Origin of the sequence: Ruegeria intermedia (assembly GCF_900129345.1) — a bacterium.
Taxonomy (GTDB): Bacteria; Pseudomonadota; Alphaproteobacteria; order Rhodobacterales; family Rhodobacteraceae; genus Ruegeria; species Ruegeria intermedia.
In genome coordinates, this window is the sequence record NZ_FQVK01000010.1 from 93,451 (window position 1) to 108,142 (window position 14,692).

At 65.2% G+C, this 14,692-nt stretch carries 17 protein-coding genes; 2 read left to right on the forward strand and 15 right to left on the reverse strand.

Annotated features, from left to right (window positions below; all coding sequences use genetic code 11):
* Nucleotides 1-23: 23 nt before the first annotated feature.
* From ybgF to ruvC, 11 genes are all read right to left on the reverse strand, one after another.
* Nucleotides 24-848, reverse strand: a complete 825-nt coding sequence (gene ybgF / locus F3H26_RS09165; RefSeq protein WP_149775754.1) for a tol-pal system protein YbgF — start codon at nt 846-848, stop codon at nt 24-26.
* 4 nt (nt 849-852) lie between these two features.
* Complete coding sequence (gene pal / locus F3H26_RS09170; RefSeq protein ID WP_149775755.1) at nt 853-1,353, reverse strand: peptidoglycan-associated lipoprotein Pal; 501 nt, start codon at nt 1,351-1,353, stop codon at nt 853-855.
* An 89-nt stretch (nt 1,354-1,442) separates the two neighbouring features.
* Nucleotides 1,443-2,762: a Tol-Pal system beta propeller repeat protein TolB gene (gene tolB / locus F3H26_RS09175; RefSeq protein ID WP_149775756.1), complete on the reverse strand. Its 1,320-nt coding sequence runs from the start codon at nt 2,760-2,762 to the stop codon at nt 1,443-1,445.
* Nucleotides 2,759-3,850, reverse strand: a complete 1,092-nt coding sequence (locus F3H26_RS09180) for an energy transducer TonB (RefSeq protein ID WP_149775757.1) — start codon at nt 3,848-3,850, stop codon at nt 2,759-2,761. The genes tolB and F3H26_RS09180 overlap by 4 nt, the downstream gene beginning before the upstream one ends.
* A 9-nt stretch (nt 3,851-3,859) precedes the next feature.
* Nucleotides 3,860-4,336 (reverse strand): protein TolR, encoded by a 477-nt coding sequence (gene tolR / locus F3H26_RS09185; protein ID WP_149775758.1) that lies wholly within the window; start codon nt 4,334-4,336, stop codon nt 3,860-3,862.
* A 1-nt stretch (nt 4,337) separates the two neighbouring features.
* Nucleotides 4,338-5,033: a protein TolQ gene (gene tolQ, locus F3H26_RS09190; protein WP_149775759.1), complete on the reverse strand. Its 696-nt coding sequence runs from the start codon at nt 5,031-5,033 to the stop codon at nt 4,338-4,340.
* 108 nt (nt 5,034-5,141) lie between these two features.
* Nucleotides 5,142-5,525, reverse strand: coding sequence for a tol-pal system-associated acyl-CoA thioesterase (ybgC, locus tag F3H26_RS09195; protein ID WP_149775760.1), 384 nt, complete (start codon nt 5,523-5,525; stop codon nt 5,142-5,144).
* The gene (locus F3H26_RS09200) at nt 5,522-6,145 is read right to left on the reverse strand and encodes a hypothetical protein (RefSeq protein WP_149775761.1); all 624 of its coding nucleotides are present in this window, start codon (nt 6,143-6,145) and stop codon (nt 5,522-5,524) included. Before F3H26_RS09200 ends, ybgC begins: the two co-directional genes overlap by 4 nt.
* 62 nt (nt 6,146-6,207) lie before the next feature.
* The gene (gene ruvB, locus F3H26_RS09205; protein ID WP_149775762.1) at nt 6,208-7,227 is read right to left on the reverse strand and encodes a Holliday junction branch migration DNA helicase RuvB; all 1,020 of its coding nucleotides are present in this window, start codon (nt 7,225-7,227) and stop codon (nt 6,208-6,210) included.
* A 4-nt stretch (nt 7,228-7,231) separates the two neighbouring features.
* The gene (gene ruvA / locus F3H26_RS09210) at nt 7,232-7,903 is read right to left on the reverse strand and encodes a Holliday junction branch migration protein RuvA (RefSeq protein ID WP_149775763.1); all 672 of its coding nucleotides are present in this window, start codon (nt 7,901-7,903) and stop codon (nt 7,232-7,234) included.
* The gene (gene ruvC / locus F3H26_RS09215; protein WP_149775764.1) at nt 7,900-8,397 is read right to left on the reverse strand and encodes a crossover junction endodeoxyribonuclease RuvC; all 498 of its coding nucleotides are present in this window, start codon (nt 8,395-8,397) and stop codon (nt 7,900-7,902) included. The genes ruvA and ruvC overlap by 4 nt, the downstream gene beginning before the upstream one ends.
* A 327-nt stretch (nt 8,398-8,724) precedes the next feature.
* Here ruvC and F3H26_RS09220 point away from each other — a divergent pair, with 327 nt between their 5' ends.
* On the forward strand, nt 8,725-8,937 hold the full coding sequence (locus F3H26_RS09220) for a DUF1127 domain-containing protein (protein WP_149775765.1): 213 nt from the start codon (nt 8,725-8,727) through the stop codon (nt 8,935-8,937).
* A gap of 91 nt (nt 8,938-9,028) precedes the next feature.
* Here F3H26_RS09220 and F3H26_RS09225 read toward each other — a convergent pair whose 3' ends face one another.
* From F3H26_RS09225 to F3H26_RS09240, 4 genes are all read right to left on the reverse strand, one after another.
* Complete coding sequence (locus F3H26_RS09225) at nt 9,029-9,382, reverse strand: hypothetical protein (protein ID WP_149775766.1); 354 nt, start codon at nt 9,380-9,382, stop codon at nt 9,029-9,031.
* Nucleotides 9,383-9,479: 97 nt separating this feature from the next.
* On the reverse strand, nt 9,480-10,358 hold the full coding sequence (locus tag F3H26_RS09230) for a 50S ribosomal protein L11 methyltransferase (protein ID WP_149775767.1): 879 nt from the start codon (nt 10,356-10,358) through the stop codon (nt 9,480-9,482).
* Between the two features lie 68 nt (nt 10,359-10,426).
* The gene (locus F3H26_RS09235; protein ID WP_149775768.1) at nt 10,427-11,659 is read right to left on the reverse strand and encodes an MFS transporter; all 1,233 of its coding nucleotides are present in this window, start codon (nt 11,657-11,659) and stop codon (nt 10,427-10,429) included.
* 77 nt (nt 11,660-11,736) lie between these two features.
* Nucleotides 11,737-13,932, reverse strand: a complete 2,196-nt coding sequence (locus tag F3H26_RS09240) for a primosomal protein N' (protein WP_149775769.1) — start codon at nt 13,930-13,932, stop codon at nt 11,737-11,739.
* Between the two features lie 91 nt (nt 13,933-14,023).
* Here F3H26_RS09240 and fsa point away from each other — a divergent pair, with 91 nt between their 5' ends.
* Nucleotides 14,024-14,677 (forward strand): fructose-6-phosphate aldolase, encoded by a 654-nt coding sequence (fsa, locus tag F3H26_RS09245; RefSeq protein WP_149775770.1) that lies wholly within the window; start codon nt 14,024-14,026, stop codon nt 14,675-14,677.
* Nucleotides 14,678-14,692: the final 15 nt, after the last annotated feature.

Here is a 14,692-nt window from a genome sequence, read left to right on the forward strand (position 1 = left end):
GGGAAGGGTGTCGGCCGGTGAGTTCAAGAACAGCTCAGCGACGCCATTTCCTCGGTTGCCGTGGCCACAAAGGCCGACGACGGGAACCGGACGCCGACTTCTCCCAGCGTGATACAAGCCTGGTCAACCTGGCCCAGCCGACCCAATGCCGCCCCAAGCTCGTACAATGCCTCGGGGGCCACGGGGCCTTCGGAATCGGCGGTGAAACTCGCTAGAAACGCCCGCGCGGCTTCACGCGTGTCCCCCAGCCCTTCCAGCGCCTGACCGCGGCGCAGATTGGCCTCGGCAGCCAGTGGGCTGCCGGGATACTTGGCGTCGAATTGCGCCAGCAGATCAGCCGCCGTCCGAAAATCGCCATCGGCCAGGGCCTGCGCGGCCTCGTCGAAATCGGCCTGCTCGCCGACGGCAAGCTCGACCTGGCCTGCACCCTCTGCGATGTCCGGCGCCGGTGGGGTTACGATCGCCGCGGCGTCCTCGCCGCCAAGGGGCACGGTCGGCTCGCCGCTGAACTCGCAGCCCGGCTCAAGCTCGCAAAGCCTGAATTCCAGGTCACCGATCCGGTTGGTTCCGTCGCTCACGATGTTCTGGATGCGCTGGTTCAACTGCTCGGTCTGGCGGGTCAGCCGCTGCAATTCGGCCTCGATCGCATCGACCCGTTCCAGGATCGAGCTGCCGGACAGGTTCGGCGCAGGCGCGCCTGTGGTCGAGAATTCGCGCTTGAGCCGCTGGATTTCGACATGCAGCACGGTCAGCTCCTGCCGGATATCCGCCAGGGTCTGCTGATCCTGCGCCTGCGCCCCGGTGGCGACGGTCAGGACCGCCGCCAGCACCAAACCTGCAACCTTCATGCCGTCACCCCGCGGTCGAACCGGTCAGCACCGTCACCGCACGGCGGTTCTTGGAGTAGCATTCCTCGGTGCTGCAAATCTCGATCGGGCGCTCTTTGCCATAGCTGACGGTCTGCAGGCGGTTCCCGGCCACCCCGCGCGAAATCAGGAACTCGCGCGCCGCATTGGCCCGGCGGGCGCCCAGCGCCAGGTTGTATTCCCGCGTGCCCTGTTCGTCGGCATGGCCTTCGATGGTGGCGGTATAGTCGGTATTGGCCAGCAGCCAGTCGGCCTGCCCCTGCAGAATGGTCTGCGCCTCGGGCGACAGCGTGGACTGGTCGACCGCGAACAGAACCCGGTCACCGACCGCCTGCTGGAAATAGGCCGGCGAGCGCGGATCACTGGCCGAACCCGGCACCAGCGCCCCGGCCCCACCTGCCCCGCCCAGAGCCGAAGGATCATTGTTGGTACAGGCGGTCACCAGCGCCAGCGCGCCCAGTGCCGCGATCTTGCTCAATACGTTCATTTCAATCGCCTCTGGTTCCATTTTGTTGTTTGACGCCTGTCTATCACAGCCAAGGTACCTTGTGAACGTCGGCACCATTGACAATCCGTTCAATTCAACAGCGGCCCCCAGGATGGATCGCTGCCCCCATCCGGTGTACGGACCGGGCGCAGGTTGCGCCCCGAGATGTCGACCGAATACAGCGAGGACCGCCCGCTGGCGCCCTGCGTCTCGCGGGTAAACATGATGACCCGGCCATTGGGCGACCAGGTCGGGCCTTCATCCAGGAACGAGGCGGTCAGCAGGCGCTCTTCGCTGCCATCCACGCGCATCACGCCGATGTGGAACCGGCCCTTGTTCTGCTTGGTGAAGGCGATCAGGTCGCCCCGCGGTGACCAGACCGGCGTGCCATAGCGGCCCTGGCCAAAGCTGATGCGGGTTGCCTCGCCGCCATTGGCGGGCATGACGTACAGCTGAGGCTGGCCCGACCGGTCGCTTTCAAAGACGATCCGCGACCCGTCCGGCGAATAGCTTGGCGCGGTTTCGATGGCGGGCGTATTGGTCAGGCGCACGCTTTGCCCCGAGGCCAGATCCATCTTCCACAGGTCGGTATTGCCGCCCTGCGTCAGCGAATAGACGATCGAGCGGCCGTCGGGCGAGAACCGCGGCGAAAAGCTCATGGTGCCGTCCTGCGTTTTCAATTCCTGCTTTCTGACCCGGCCCACATCCAGCAGATAGATGCGCGGGCGGCCGCTTTCATAGCTGGTGTACAGCAGCCGGTCGCCCGCCGGAGAAAAGCGCGGCGCCAGAACGATGGCGGCACTGTCGGTCAGGTACTGCACATTGGCGCCGTCGTAGTCCATGATGGCCAACCGCTTGCGCCGCTGGTCCTTGGGACCGCTTTCCGACACGAAGGCGACGCGGCTGTCGAAATAACCGCCCTCGCCGGTGATGCGGCCATAGACCTGATCGGCCACCTTGTGCGCCATCCGCCGCCATCCATCGGTCGGGCCCGAAAACTGCAACCCGTTGCCCAGTTCCTGCCCCGAAAACACATCCCACACCCGGAACCGCACCGTCAGCGTATTGCCCGAAAGGTTCACCGCGCCGGTCAACAGCGCGTCGGCGTTGATCGCCTTCCAGTCGGCGAACTGAATCGGGGCCTCGAAACTGTTGACCCGGCTGATGAAGGCCTCGGGCGCGATTTCGCGGAACAGGCCGGTGCCGGTCAGATCGGCGGCGATCACGCGGCTGATGTCGGCGGCATATTGCGCGGCCGCCGGGGTATCGGGCACGAAATTCGGCACGGCGAACGGCATCGGTTCGATGATGCCTTGATCCAGCTCCAGCCTCAGCGGCCCTGTCTGGGCAGAAGCGGGGGCCGACAGCAAGGTCAGGCCGACTAGGAGGCTGGTCAGAAGTTTCATCATTTGATCCGCATCCTCTCGGGATTGAAGGTGATCTCAATATCCTTCCAATGCGCGTATTTGTCAGCAGGAAGGTCGTATCCTTTGGCGCCACAGCGCAAAATCGCGCGTCGGGCGGCCTCGTATGCCTGTTTCGCGGCGCCCGCCGACCCGCCCGAGCTGTCCAGCATCCGCAGGCTGCCCGCCACGATCGTGCCGTCGCGGTTCAGCGAAAAGCCGACCACCACGATGGTTTGCAGGGCGTCGGTCGAGAGGGACCCCACGTTCCAGCACCGCGAAACGGCCAAACGCATCGCGTCCTTCTCGCCGCCTGTCAGGGGCGGACCGGCCGGTTCCTCGGCGACGCCCAACGCCTCGGCCAGGGCATCGTTGATGGCGGCCTGATCCTGCGGCGCCGGCTTGGATGGCGTATCGGTCTCGGCCACCTCGGGCCGCGCGGTCGGCTGCGGCCGGCTGGGCCGGGCCCGCGGGCGTGGTGACCGCTGGGGCGACAGGTCCTTGCCTTGTTCCGCCTCGGTCACGATCTGGTCGGTCGCCTCCTTGGGGGCAGTCTGATCCTGTTGTTCCCGCTGGGTCTCGGCGCCCTCATCCAATGACACGGCCGGTGTTTCGATGTCGTCGGGCTTGGCATCCGGTGGTGGCGGCGCGATGGGTTCCGGCGCGATCTTGTCGGCGGGGCGCGGCTGAGATTCGGGCAAGGCGGGCAAAACGGCCACCTCGGGTTCGGGTTCCGCCAGAACCGGGGGCTGCTCGATGACGTCCGGCTCGGGCGGCGCCTCGATCGGGGCGGGCTGCGGCTCGGGGTCTGGTTCCGGCGGTGTCACGGTGTCGGGTCGCGGCGGTTCCTCATCAACCGGCTCGGGGAGCTGTGGCGCCGGGGGGGGCGCGTCCGGAGCTTCAAGCCCACCGGGCGCAACCGCCACAGCCGGAGCCTCCCGCTGTGCGGTCAGCGCCGCGAATTCCTCGGCCGAGATCACCGAGACCTCCTGCACCGCCATCGGCAAAGGCTCGGACCGGAAGGTGCCACCGAACAAGGCCCAGCCGATCAGGGTGACGTGGGCAATCGCCGAAATCTTGGTGCCGGTATCCACCGCGCGGCCTCACTCTTGGCCTTGGTCCAGCGTCGGTCCGCCAGTATCCGTGACCAGACCCACATTGGAAAAGCCACCCGCGTTCAACGCGCCCATGACCTGCATGACCTGCGCATAGGGGATCGCGCCGTCGGCCCGCAGGAACACGCGATCGCTGCTGCGCTCGGCCGCGATGGCGCGCAGTTTGCCGACCAGATCGTCACGCGCCACGTCGGTGGTCTGAATCTGCACCCGTCCATCGGCCGTCAGGGTCACGGTCAGCGGTTCCTCGTTGTCGCCGGGCAAGGCGCTGGCCGCCGTCTTGGGCAGGTCCACCGGAACACCCACCGTCATCAGCGGAGCCGCAACCATGAAGATGATCAGCAGCACCAGCATCACGTCCACGAAGGGGGTGACGTTGATCTCGGCCATCGGCTGGGCACGGCCGCGGCGACGTCCGCGCCGACGCCCGTTGCCGCCCGACGATTGCTGAATCGCCGCACCCATGTCAGCTGTCCAACTGGCGTGACAGGATGGTCGCGAATTCGTCGGCAAAGGCCTCGTACCCGCCGACGATGTGGTCGCTGTCCGCGCTCAGCTTGTTGTAGAAGATCACTGCCGGAATGGCCGCCAGCAGGCCCAGCCCGGTGGCCAGCAGCGCCTCGGCGATGCCCGGCGCCACGACGGCCAAGTTGGTGTTCTGCTGCTCGGCGATTTCGATGAAGGCGTTCATGATGCCCCAGACCGTGCCGAACAGCCCGATGAAGGGCGCGGTGGACCCCACCGTGGCCAGGATCGGCAGGCCCTTGTTCAGCTTTTCCGCCTCTTTGGCGATGGCCACGTCCATCGACCGGTCGATCCGCGCGGTGGCCCCCGCGATCAGCCCGCCGTCGTTGCGATGCGACCTGCGCCATTCGATCATGCCGGCCGCGAAGATCTTTTCCGATGCGCCGCCGGGCTGCGGTCCGATCTGTTCGAACAGCTCGTCCAGCGGGTTGCCCGACCAGAAGGCCTGATCGAATGCCTCCGCCTCGCGCCGGGCCGCGCGATAGTTGATCAGCCGTTGAATGATGATCGACCACGACCAGAAGGACGCGACGACCAGTATCAGCATCACGACCTTGACGATGAATGTCGCGCGGGCAAACAGCCCCCACATGGAGAAATCGATCCCCTGCGCAAGCGCCAGCGTTTCAGCTTCCATGAACCTGCTCTTTGTTTTGCCTGACGACCGTTGTTCGGCCTTGTTTTGCCAGACGCTAGCGCAGTTGCGGGCAAAATGCCAACAGAACCACAGGGCCTGAGGAAATTGTTACATCAATGCGCGAATCTCTGCCGGCAGCCGGATCGGCCTGCCGTCGCGGTTGATGCAGACGGCGGTGACGGTGGCACGGAAGATCTCGGTGTCACCCCGGCGGATCAGCTGGGCCATGGTCAGACGCACGCCCGAGATCGCGACGACCTCGGTCTCGACGAGCAACTCGTCGTCGAACCTGGCCGAGGCCAGATAATCCGCCTCGACCCGCCGCACGACCCAGACGATACCCGCCTCTCGCATGGCGTTCTGGTCGTTGCCCAGATTGCGCACCCAATCCGACCGGGCGCGCTCGATATAGCGCAGGTAATTGGCGTGATAGACGACGCCCCCCATGTCGGTGTCCTCGTAATAGACGCGAATGGGAAAGACGTGTTTCATTGCGGACGCTCCATCCGGGCAAACAGGCGCAGCGCGTGCGAAGGGTCCTGCGCCACCGCCGGCAGAACCGGATCATAGGCGGCGCGGATCAGCCCGGCAATGTCAGGCCGCAGGATCGTCGTGTCGCCCGCCATGGCCAGGGGTGAACGGTCGCGGAACGCCGTGTCGGACCACAGCAGAACGGTCTGAACGACCTGCGACAGGGCCAGGGTTTCAGCCGGCACCTTCGACAACTCGCGATCCATCCGCAGAAAGACGAACGCCGCCCGGATCGCGCCGTTTTCGTCGAACCGGAAAACCCGGTACTGGTTCGCATCGGCGTCTTCCAGCCGAGCAACCAGCGGGACAAGATCGGGAATCAGACGATCCAGGTCGGGCACGTCCGGCAACTCGCTCCACTCGCGAAAGAAGAACACCATGCAGTTGGCGCCCAGTTCGGGGTCGGTCTCGGCCATCTTGTGATCGGCCAGCGCAACCACCGCCTCGAACGCGCCCTTGACCGTGGCCAGGGTTTCATCCGCGACCCCGAACACGATCGGCACGATCGGTCGGCCCCAGCGCGCAAACAGGAACGCGCCATCGGATCGGGTAAACAACGCCTGGATCTCTTCGGGTGTCACGCCCTGCCCTTCGTCTTTTGAAAACTCTCTCGCCCCAGCCTTAAGGTCTGAGACCCGCGGCTTCAACCAAACAGGTCGCTCTGTCCCTTGGGCGCGGCCATGCCCAGATGCGTCCAGGCCTTCTGCGCCAGCATCCGGCCGCGCGGCGTGCGTTGGATCAGGCCCTGTTGCAGCAGGTAGGGCTCGATCACTTCCTCCAGCGAGTCGCGGCTTTCGGACAGGGCGGCCGACAAGGTCTCGATCCCCACCGGGCCGCCGCCATAGTTCTCGGCGATCAGTTTCAGATAGCGGCGGTCGGCCCCGTCCAAGCCCAGATTGTCCACGCCCAACCGTGTCAGCGCCCCATCGGCCAGTTCGCGCGTGATGCGTCCGTCGCCCTCGACGATGGCGAAATCCACGACCCGCCGCAGCAGCCGCCCGGCGATACGGGGGGTGCCCCGCGACCGGCGCGCGATCTCGCGCGCACCGTCGTCATCGGCCGGCGCGCCCAGCTTGCGGGCGTTGCGGGTGACGATCTCGTGCAGTTCGTCCACGGTGTAGAATTGCAGCCGGGTGGGAATGCCGAACCGGTCGCGCAGCGGCGTGGTCAGCAGGCCCATCCGCGTGGTCGCCCCGACCAGGGTAAAGGGCTGCAGCTCGATCCGTACGGTACGGGCCGCGGGCCCCTCGCCGATCACCAGATCCAGCTCGAAATCCTCCATCGCCGGGTACAGCACCTCTTCCACCGCCGGGTTCAGGCGGTGGATCTCGTCGATGAACAGCACGTCGCGCTCTTCAAGGTTGGTCAGGATGGCCGCCAGATCCCCAGCCTTGGCCAGAACCGGCCCCGAGGTCATGCGGAAGTTCACCCCAAGCTCGCGCGCCATGATCTGCGCCAGCGTCGTCTTGCCCAAGCCCGGCGGGCCGTGGAACAGCGTGTGGTCCATCGCCTCGTTCCGCTGGCGGGCCGACTGGATGAAGATGCGCAGATTGGCCCGCGCCTCGGCCTGGCCGATGAATTCGTCCAGCCCCTGCGGGCGCAAGGCGCGGTCGTTGTCCTCGGGCAGAGGCTGCGGGCGCAGGGTCGGGTCGGCATCAACCATTCATTCAGCCTTTCGAAGCCAGCAGTTTCAACGCCGCGCGGATCAATTCGGCCTCGCCGGCATCGGGCAGGTTGGCGGAGGCCTCGGCCACGGCCGAGGCGGCCTCGGACGGGCCATAGCCCAGGTTCGACAGCGCCGACAATGCACCTGCCGACGCCGCGCCCGCGCCGGGTTTCGGGGCCCTTACCGGGGCCGGCTTCGGGTCTGCGGGTTCAACCACCTCGGCCACGGGGCCGTCCATCGCCTCGGTCACCGTGCCGCCCATCGCCATGACGCCGGGCGCCTTGTCTTTCAGGTCCAGCACGATGCGCTGCGCGGTCTTGGGACCTACGCCCTTGGCCGCCTTCACCGCACCCCAATCGCCCAGCGCGATGGCCCGGCTGACCCCGTCCGGCCCCAGCGCCCCCAGAATGGCCAGCGACACCTTGGCCCCCACCCCCTGAACCGAGCAGAGCAGCCGGTGCCATTCTTTCTCGACCAGCGACAGAAAGCCGTAAAGCTGCATCAGGTCCTCGCGCACCACCAGATCGGTGTACAGCGAGACCGCCTCGCCCACCCCGGGCAGGGCCGCCATGGTCCGGTCCGAGCAATAGACGATGTAGCCGACCCCGCGAACGTCGATCAGAAGGTGATCCGCCGCGCGGTAGTCGATGCGTCCGGTCAGCTTGCCGATCATGTGGCCACCTGCTTGATGCGCGCCTGCGGCGTCGCCCCGTAGAACGCATGGCAGATCGCGATCGCCAACGCATCCGCTGCGTCGGCCCCCTTGGGCTGGCATCCCGGCAGTTGAAGTTTGACCATGTGCAGAATCTGTTCCTTCTCGGCGTGCCCCACGCCCACCACGGTTTTCTTGACCCGGTTGGGCGCATATTCGCCCACCGGCAACCCGGCCTGCGCCAAGGTCAGCAACGCCACTCCGCGCGCCTGACCCAGCTTAAGCGTCCCGGCGCCGTCCTTGTTCACAAAGGTCTGTTCGATGGCTGCCTGGTCGGGTTGATGTTCGGCGATCACCTCGACGATCTGGTTGTGCAGCGACAAAAGCCTCTCGCCCAGATCATCCCCGTCGGATTTGCACAGGCCGTTGGCAACATGGCTCAGCCGGCTGCCATGTGATTCGATGACGCCCCATCCCAGGGTGCGCAGCCCCGGATCAATGCCCAGAATTCGCATGTCGTGCCTCGGCCTGCTCGGGTTTTCGTGATCTTTTTCATCGATTAGCACGAAGCGTGAACATTTTCCAAGCGAATTGACATCACATCCAAAAACGACACCGCTGTTTCACTCGCGACATTGCGGCCTGAATCCGACGCCGAAAGGCCTGAAATCGACATGGTTCGGGGGTCGTATTTCACCTTTTTTTCATTGCTTTTTCAGACTTCTGGACCCTTGCAAAAACTGCATGGGACACATGCAATTTTGTGCCTTGCTCGGGCGCATCTTCGTCATTAGCTGCCGCGCATCATTTGGAACGAAGCACCAACCAGAAGGAAGCAGGATATGGCTGCACTGGAACCCACCCGCGCCGCGATTGGCTCGATCGGCCTTGCAGGCCGTATCGGCGCATTTCTGGCCTCGGTCGTGAATGCCGTCGTCGAATGGAACGATGCTCGCATCACCCGCAAGACGCTGAACGGCCTGAGCGATCGTGAATTGGAAGACATCGGCCTGTGCCGGGGCGACATCGACGCGGTCGCCGAAGGCCGCCGCTGAACGAAGCCCACCACTCACTCACCCCAGTCTTCCGCGCGAAGGCGGGGCAACAAACGAACACCGCGGACCGGAGGGTGCGCGGTGTTTGCGTTCAGGAAAGCTTGTAGATGATCGCCTTGAACTGATCGGACACGAACTGGGTCACCGGGTCGATCTGCATGACCCATGCGCCAGCCTGTTCGATCGCAGTCCCGCCGTTCAGCACGTCAAGCCGGCTTTGATACCCGGACGGTCCCAGGCTGGACAGCAGGAAGGCCTTGAACGCAAACAGCCCGACCAGACACATGACAAGAACCTTCAGCGGCACGGCCGAGCGCACCCGCTGGGGTTTCATGACCACCAGACCATCCTTGCGCATTGTCGCGCGATAGCCGCGGCTCATCTTGTTGTGTTTCTTTGTCAGCCGGTGAACGCGCTGATCGAATTCAAGTTGTTTTCCAGTCATGGCAGCCTCCAAAAACCGCCCCCAAATTCATTGGATGACGGTAGAAAGAGAATGCGTCAAAACCGTGGCGAAAATCCACAAAACTCCCGCAAATGGCCTAATTTGCGCCCTGTTTGGTTAAGACCAGCGTCGTCCATTCACCAATCATTGATCGATCAGCGGTATTGAACCCGTTTCGCGCATAAACCGATTCCACCTCGTCGGCTTGCTCGTTGAGGATTCCCGACAGGATCGCGTGTCCGCCTGCGCGCAGGTTCTGCGCAATTTCAGGCGCATGGGCCACCAGAGGTCCCTTCAGAATGTTGGCAAAAATCAGATCGTAAGGCGCCGCCGCCTGAAGGTCGGGATGATCAAATCCGGCGGCCTCGACACAGCGGACGGCCCCGGCCATGCCGTTGGCCTTCAGGTTGGCCTCGGCCACTTCCACGGCGACCTCGTCGATGTCGCTGGCCAGAATCTCGCCCGACCAGACCCGCGCCGCCGCCATCGCCAGCACCGCCGTACCGCAGCCGATATCGGCGACCTTGCCGGCCTCGAACCCGTTCTCGATCAGCTTGTCCAGCGCCTTCAGACATCCCAACGTCGTTCCGTGATGCCCGGTGCCGAAGGCCATCGCCGCCTCGATCAGCAGCGGAATGCGGCCCTCGGGCAGCTTGTCGGCATCGTGGCTGCCATAGACGAAAAACCGCCCGGCCTCGACCGGGGCCAGCTCGCGCCGGACATGGGCGACCCAGTCGGTTTCCGGCAATTCCGACACCACGAAGGGCTTGGCCTCGAAAGCCGCCGCCAGCAGGGCCAGGGCGGCCTCGTCGGGGTTTTCGGTGAAATAGCCGCCGACTTCCCACAGGCCCGAGCCGTCCTCGACCTCGAAGACGCCCACGCCCGTGGGTTCGGGATCCAGACGCTCCATCGCTTCGCCCAGGCTTTCGGCCGCGGCTTTGCCTTTCAGGGTGGTCAGGGCGGTGAATGTGGGCATGGGAACCTCCTGCAGAAACCGCCCTTGCGCCTAGGGCCGTCGGCCGCCGAGGTCAAGCGTCCCGCGCGTCATTCGGCCGGCGCTGGCGCGTATTTCGAAAAGATGGTCTCGTTTCCTGGCTCGGGGTGACGCGGGATCAGCAGCGACAGCGCCAGAGAGATCAGCGCCATGCCCGCCGCCAGGCCGAACACCGCCCCGGGCGACACGACCCACAGCAGCCCCAGAAGCGCCGGCAGGAACACCGCCGCAATATGGTTGATGGTAAAGGCCACCGCCGCGGTTGGGGCAATATCGGCCGGATCGGCGATTTTCTGGAAATAGGTCTTGAGCGCCAGAGCCAGCGCGAACAGCACGTGGTCGATGACATAGAGAATGGCCGCCAGCAGCACACCCCAACCGAACCAGTAGATGCCGCCATAGGCCGCGAACACGATGGCAAGGCCCAGATATTCGAAGATCAGCGTACGCCGCTCGCCAAACACCGCGACGGCCTTGCCCAGCAAGGGGGCGGCGGCCATGTTTACGATAAGGTTGATGAGGTACAGGCTGGTCAGGTGATGCACTTCGAAGCCGAAGCGCTCGACCATCATGAACCCCGCGAACACGACGAAGATCTGCCGCCGCGCGCCTGCCATGAACTGCAGTGCATAATACAGCCAGTAGCGGCGGCGCAGCACGATTTTCTTGGTCTGCGGTGTCGGCGCATCGAATTGCGGATAGGCGATCAGGCAGAACAGCGCCAGCACCGCTGTCAGCCCACCAGCCGCCATGAAGACCGTGTTGTAGGACAGATCGAACCGCTCCCAGGTCAGCACGATCAGCCCATAGATCACCAGCGTCGCGGCCGAGCCCATCGCCACCAGCCAGCCCAGCACCTGCGGGGCGCGGTCCTTGGGCAGCCATTGCAACTGAAGCGACTGGTTCACCGTCTCATAGTAGTGAAACCCGATCGAGCTGAACAAGGTCACGAACAGCAGCCCGCCGAGGCTGGGAAACCACGCCGTCACCGCCGTGGCCACGCCCAGCAGCATCAGCGAAATCATGGCCAGCACCTGCTCGCGCACGAGCAGGATCACCGCGATCACGCCGACGGCTAGAAAGCCCGGGATTTCACGCACCGTGTGCAGCAAGCCGATGTCTGCCCCGTCGAAATTTGCCACCTCGATGACGAAATTGTTCAACAGCGCGTTCCAGGTGTTGAAGGCGATCGGCATGGTCAGCGCCATCACGAACAGCAACGTGACGGGGCGGCGCCAGAACGGCAGGTTCTGCGCCTCGGACAAGGGCACCGGTTTCAGCATGAGAGTGATCTACGCCCATTCCACGCCCTTGGCGAGGGGAAATCGCAGCCGCACATCGGGTCTGCGCTGATGCAGGGTCAGTAGAAGCTCTGCGGGTCGATATCGACGGTCAGGCGGATGTCACCCTTCAGGCGCAGCGGTGCGATCCAGCGGGCGATGGCGTCCTGGATCGGCGCCCCCTTGGGCGCCTTGACCAGCAGCCTTACCCGGTGCCGCCCGCGGATACGGGCAATCGGCGCCGGGGCAGGGCCAAAGACCTGTGCCCCGATCTGTCGCAGCGGCGCGTCATTGCGCGCCAATACGTTGCCGACGTCAAAGACGGGCCCGACCTCGGGGCCGGACAGCACGATCCCCGCCATCCGGCCATAGGGCGGCACACCGGCCGCCTGCCGCCCGGCGGCCTCGGCCCGCCAGAACCCTTCCTCGTCCCCCGACAGGATCGCGCGGATCACCGGGTGTTCGGGCTGAAAAGTCTGCAGCAGCGCCGTCCCCGGCTTGTCGGCCCGCCCGGCCCGGCCTGCCACCTGCCGCATCAATTGAAAAGTCCGCTCGGCCGCGCGCAGGTCGGACCCGTGCAGGCCCAGATCCGAGTCGATCACCCCGACCAGCGTCAGGTTCGGGAAATTGTGCCCCTTGGCCACCAGCTGCGTGCCGATGACGATATCGGCGTCGCCCTCGGCGATCTCTTCGATCTTGGCCTTCAGCGCCCGGGCCGAGCCGAACAGGTCGGAACTGAGCATGGCGATGCGGGTGTCGGGAAAGGTCGCCTCGGCCTCTTCGGCCAGACGTTCGATGCCGGGGCCGACCGGAGCCAGCTTGCCCTCGACCCCGCAGGCGGGGCAGGCCTCGGGCATGGGCTTGGTCTCGCCGCACTGATGGCACATCAGACGTTTGAGGAACCGGTGCTCGACCATGCGCGCATCGCAGTGGTCGCAGGCGATCTGTTCGCCGCAGGCTCGGCACAGCGTCACCGGTGCATATCCCCGGCGGTTGATGAACAGCAGCGACTGTTCGCCCTTCTCGATCCGCGCCTGCACCGCCTGGCGCAGGCTGGGGGAAATCCAGGTGCCCGGCTGCATCTTCTCGGCGCGCATGTCGATGGTCTTCATGTCCGGCAGCACCGCCGCCCCAAAGCGCGAGGTCAGGTCCAGCCGGTCGTACTTGCCGGCCTCGGCATTGGCCCAGCTTTCCAGCGAGGGCGTGGCACTGGCCAGGATCACGCGCGCACCGCAGATCGCCGCCCGCAGCACCGCCATGTCGCGCGCGTTGTAATGCACGCCGTCGTCCTGCTTGTACGAGGTGTCGTGTTCCTCATCCACCACGATCAGGCCCAGATCGCGAAACGGCAGGAACAGCGCCGACCGCGCGCCCACCACCATCTGCGCATCGCCCTGCCCGACCATGCGCCAGACCCGACGGCGCTCAGTCATCGTGGCACCGGAATGCCATTCGGCCGGGCGCGCACCGAACCGCTCCTCGACCCGTGTCAGAAACTCGGCGGTCAGGGCAATCTCGGGCAGCAGCACCAGCGCCTGCCGGCCCATGCGCAGTGCTTCGGCCACCGCTTCAAGGTAAACCTCGGTCTTGCCCGACCCGGTCACGCCCTTTAGCAGCGTGGTGCCGTAGGTTCCGCTGCGCAGCGCGGCCCGCAACGTGTCTGCGGCTGCGGTCTGATCGGGGGTCAGCGCCTTGCCGGGCCGGTCCGGGTCCAGATGCGGATAAGGCAGGTCGCGGGGGCTGTCCTCCTCGCGCACGGTGCCCTGCTTGACCAGCCCTTTGACGACCGACGAGGTGACCCCGGCCATCTCGGCCAACTCCTTCAGGGTAAAGGCCAGCCCGCCATAGTCACGCAGCACCTCCAGCACTCGGGCCCGGGCATCGGTCATGCGGTCGGGCATGCCGCTGCCCAGCCGATAGATCTTGCGCATCGACAGCGGATCGCCCAGCCCGGGCGCGCGGGTGGCCAGCCGCAGCATGGCCGGCATCGGCGTCAGCGTGTAATCGGCCGCGCGCTGCAGGAACAGGCGCATCTCTTCGCGCATGGGCGCCACGTCCAGCACCCGGATGACCGAGCGGATCTTGCTGCGGTCGAAATCACCGCGCCCCGCGCCCCAGACCACACCCAGAACCTTGCGCGGGCCCAGCGGCACCTCGACGAAGGCCCCCAGGAAACACCCCCCCTCGGGCGCCTTGTAATCCAACGTCCGGTCCAGCGGCTGGGTCGTCAGAACCGCCACCAGCTCACCTTGGTCGAAATGCACCGGGTCGCTCAATGCGCGCCTTTCTTCAGCAGGGGTTTCAGCACGGGTCTCTTTGAGGTAAAGGCATCCGCGAGCAAGGCCAACCCATCAAAGGACTGCCCCGATGAAATTCTTCGTAGACACAGCCGAAATCGACGCCATCGCCGAATTGAACGACCTGGGCATGGTGGACGGTGTCACCACCAACCCCTCGCTGATCCTGAAATCGGGTCGCGACATTCTGGAAGTGACCAAGGAAATCTGCGACCTGGTCGATGGCCCGGTTTCCGCCGAAGTCGTCGCCACCGAAGCCGAGGACATGATCGCCGAAGGCCGCAAGCTGGCGCAGATCGCACCGAACATCGCCGTCAAGGTGCCGCTGACCTGGGCCGGCCTGAAGACCTGCAAGACGCTCAGCGAAGAGGGCCAGATGGTCAACGTCACCCTGTGCTTCTCGGTCAACCAGGCGATTCTGGCGGCCAAGGCGGGCGCGACCTTCATTTCGCCCTTCATCGGACGTCTGGACGACATCAATCTCGACGGCATGGACCTGATCGCCGACATTCGTCAGGTCTATGACAATTACGGGTTCGAAACCGAAATCCTCGCCGCCTCGATCCGCAGCGTGAACCATGTGGCCGACAGCGCCCGCATCGGCGCCGACGTGATCACCGCCCCGCCCGCCGTGATCAAGAAGCTGGCCGACCACCCGCTGACCGACAAGGGGCTCGAGGCCTTCCTGTCGGATTGGGCCAAGACCGGTCAGAAGATTCTGTGATCCGCTGATCCCACG

Bases quoted from the DNA above. Each gene is read 5' to 3' on its own strand.
- F3H26_RS09230 (WP_149775767.1), bottom strand. From the start codon at position 10,358: ATGCCCACATTCACCGCCCTGACCACCCTGAAAGGCAAAGCCGCGGCC.
- tolR (WP_149775758.1), bottom strand. From the start codon at position 4,336: ATGGGTGCGGCGATTCAGCAATCGTCGGGCGGCAACGGGCGTCGGCGC.
- tolB (WP_149775756.1), bottom strand. From the start codon at position 2,762: ATGATGAAACTTCTGACCAGCCTCCTAGTCGGCCTGACCTTGCTGTCG.
- F3H26_RS09235 (WP_149775768.1), bottom strand. From the start codon at position 11,659: ATGCTGAAACCGGTGCCCTTGTCCGAGGCGCAGAACCTGCCGTTCTGG.
- fsa (WP_149775770.1), top strand. From the start codon at position 14,024: ATGAAATTCTTCGTAGACACAGCCGAAATCGACGCCATCGCCGAATTG.
- ruvB (WP_149775762.1), bottom strand. From the start codon at position 7,227: ATGGTTGATGCCGACCCGACCCTGCGCCCGCAGCCTCTGCCCGAGGAC.
- ybgC (WP_149775760.1), bottom strand. From the start codon at position 5,525: ATGAAACACGTCTTTCCCATTCGCGTCTATTACGAGGACACCGACATG.
- ruvC (WP_149775764.1), bottom strand. From the start codon at position 8,397: ATGCGAATTCTGGGCATTGATCCGGGGCTGCGCACCCTGGGATGGGGC.
- ruvA (WP_149775763.1), bottom strand. From the start codon at position 7,903: ATGATCGGCAAGCTGACCGGACGCATCGACTACCGCGCGGCGGATCAC.
- F3H26_RS09225 (WP_149775766.1), bottom strand. From the start codon at position 9,382: ATGACTGGAAAACAACTTGAATTCGATCAGCGCGTTCACCGGCTGACA.
- F3H26_RS09220 (WP_149775765.1), top strand. From the start codon at position 8,725: ATGGCTGCACTGGAACCCACCCGCGCCGCGATTGGCTCGATCGGCCTT.
- ybgF (WP_149775754.1), bottom strand. From the start codon at position 848: ATGAAGGTTGCAGGTTTGGTGCTGGCGGCGGTCCTGACCGTCGCCACC.
- tolQ (WP_149775759.1), bottom strand. From the start codon at position 5,033: ATGGAAGCTGAAACGCTGGCGCTTGCGCAGGGGATCGATTTCTCCATG.
- pal (WP_149775755.1), bottom strand. From the start codon at position 1,353: ATGAACGTATTGAGCAAGATCGCGGCACTGGGCGCGCTGGCGCTGGTG.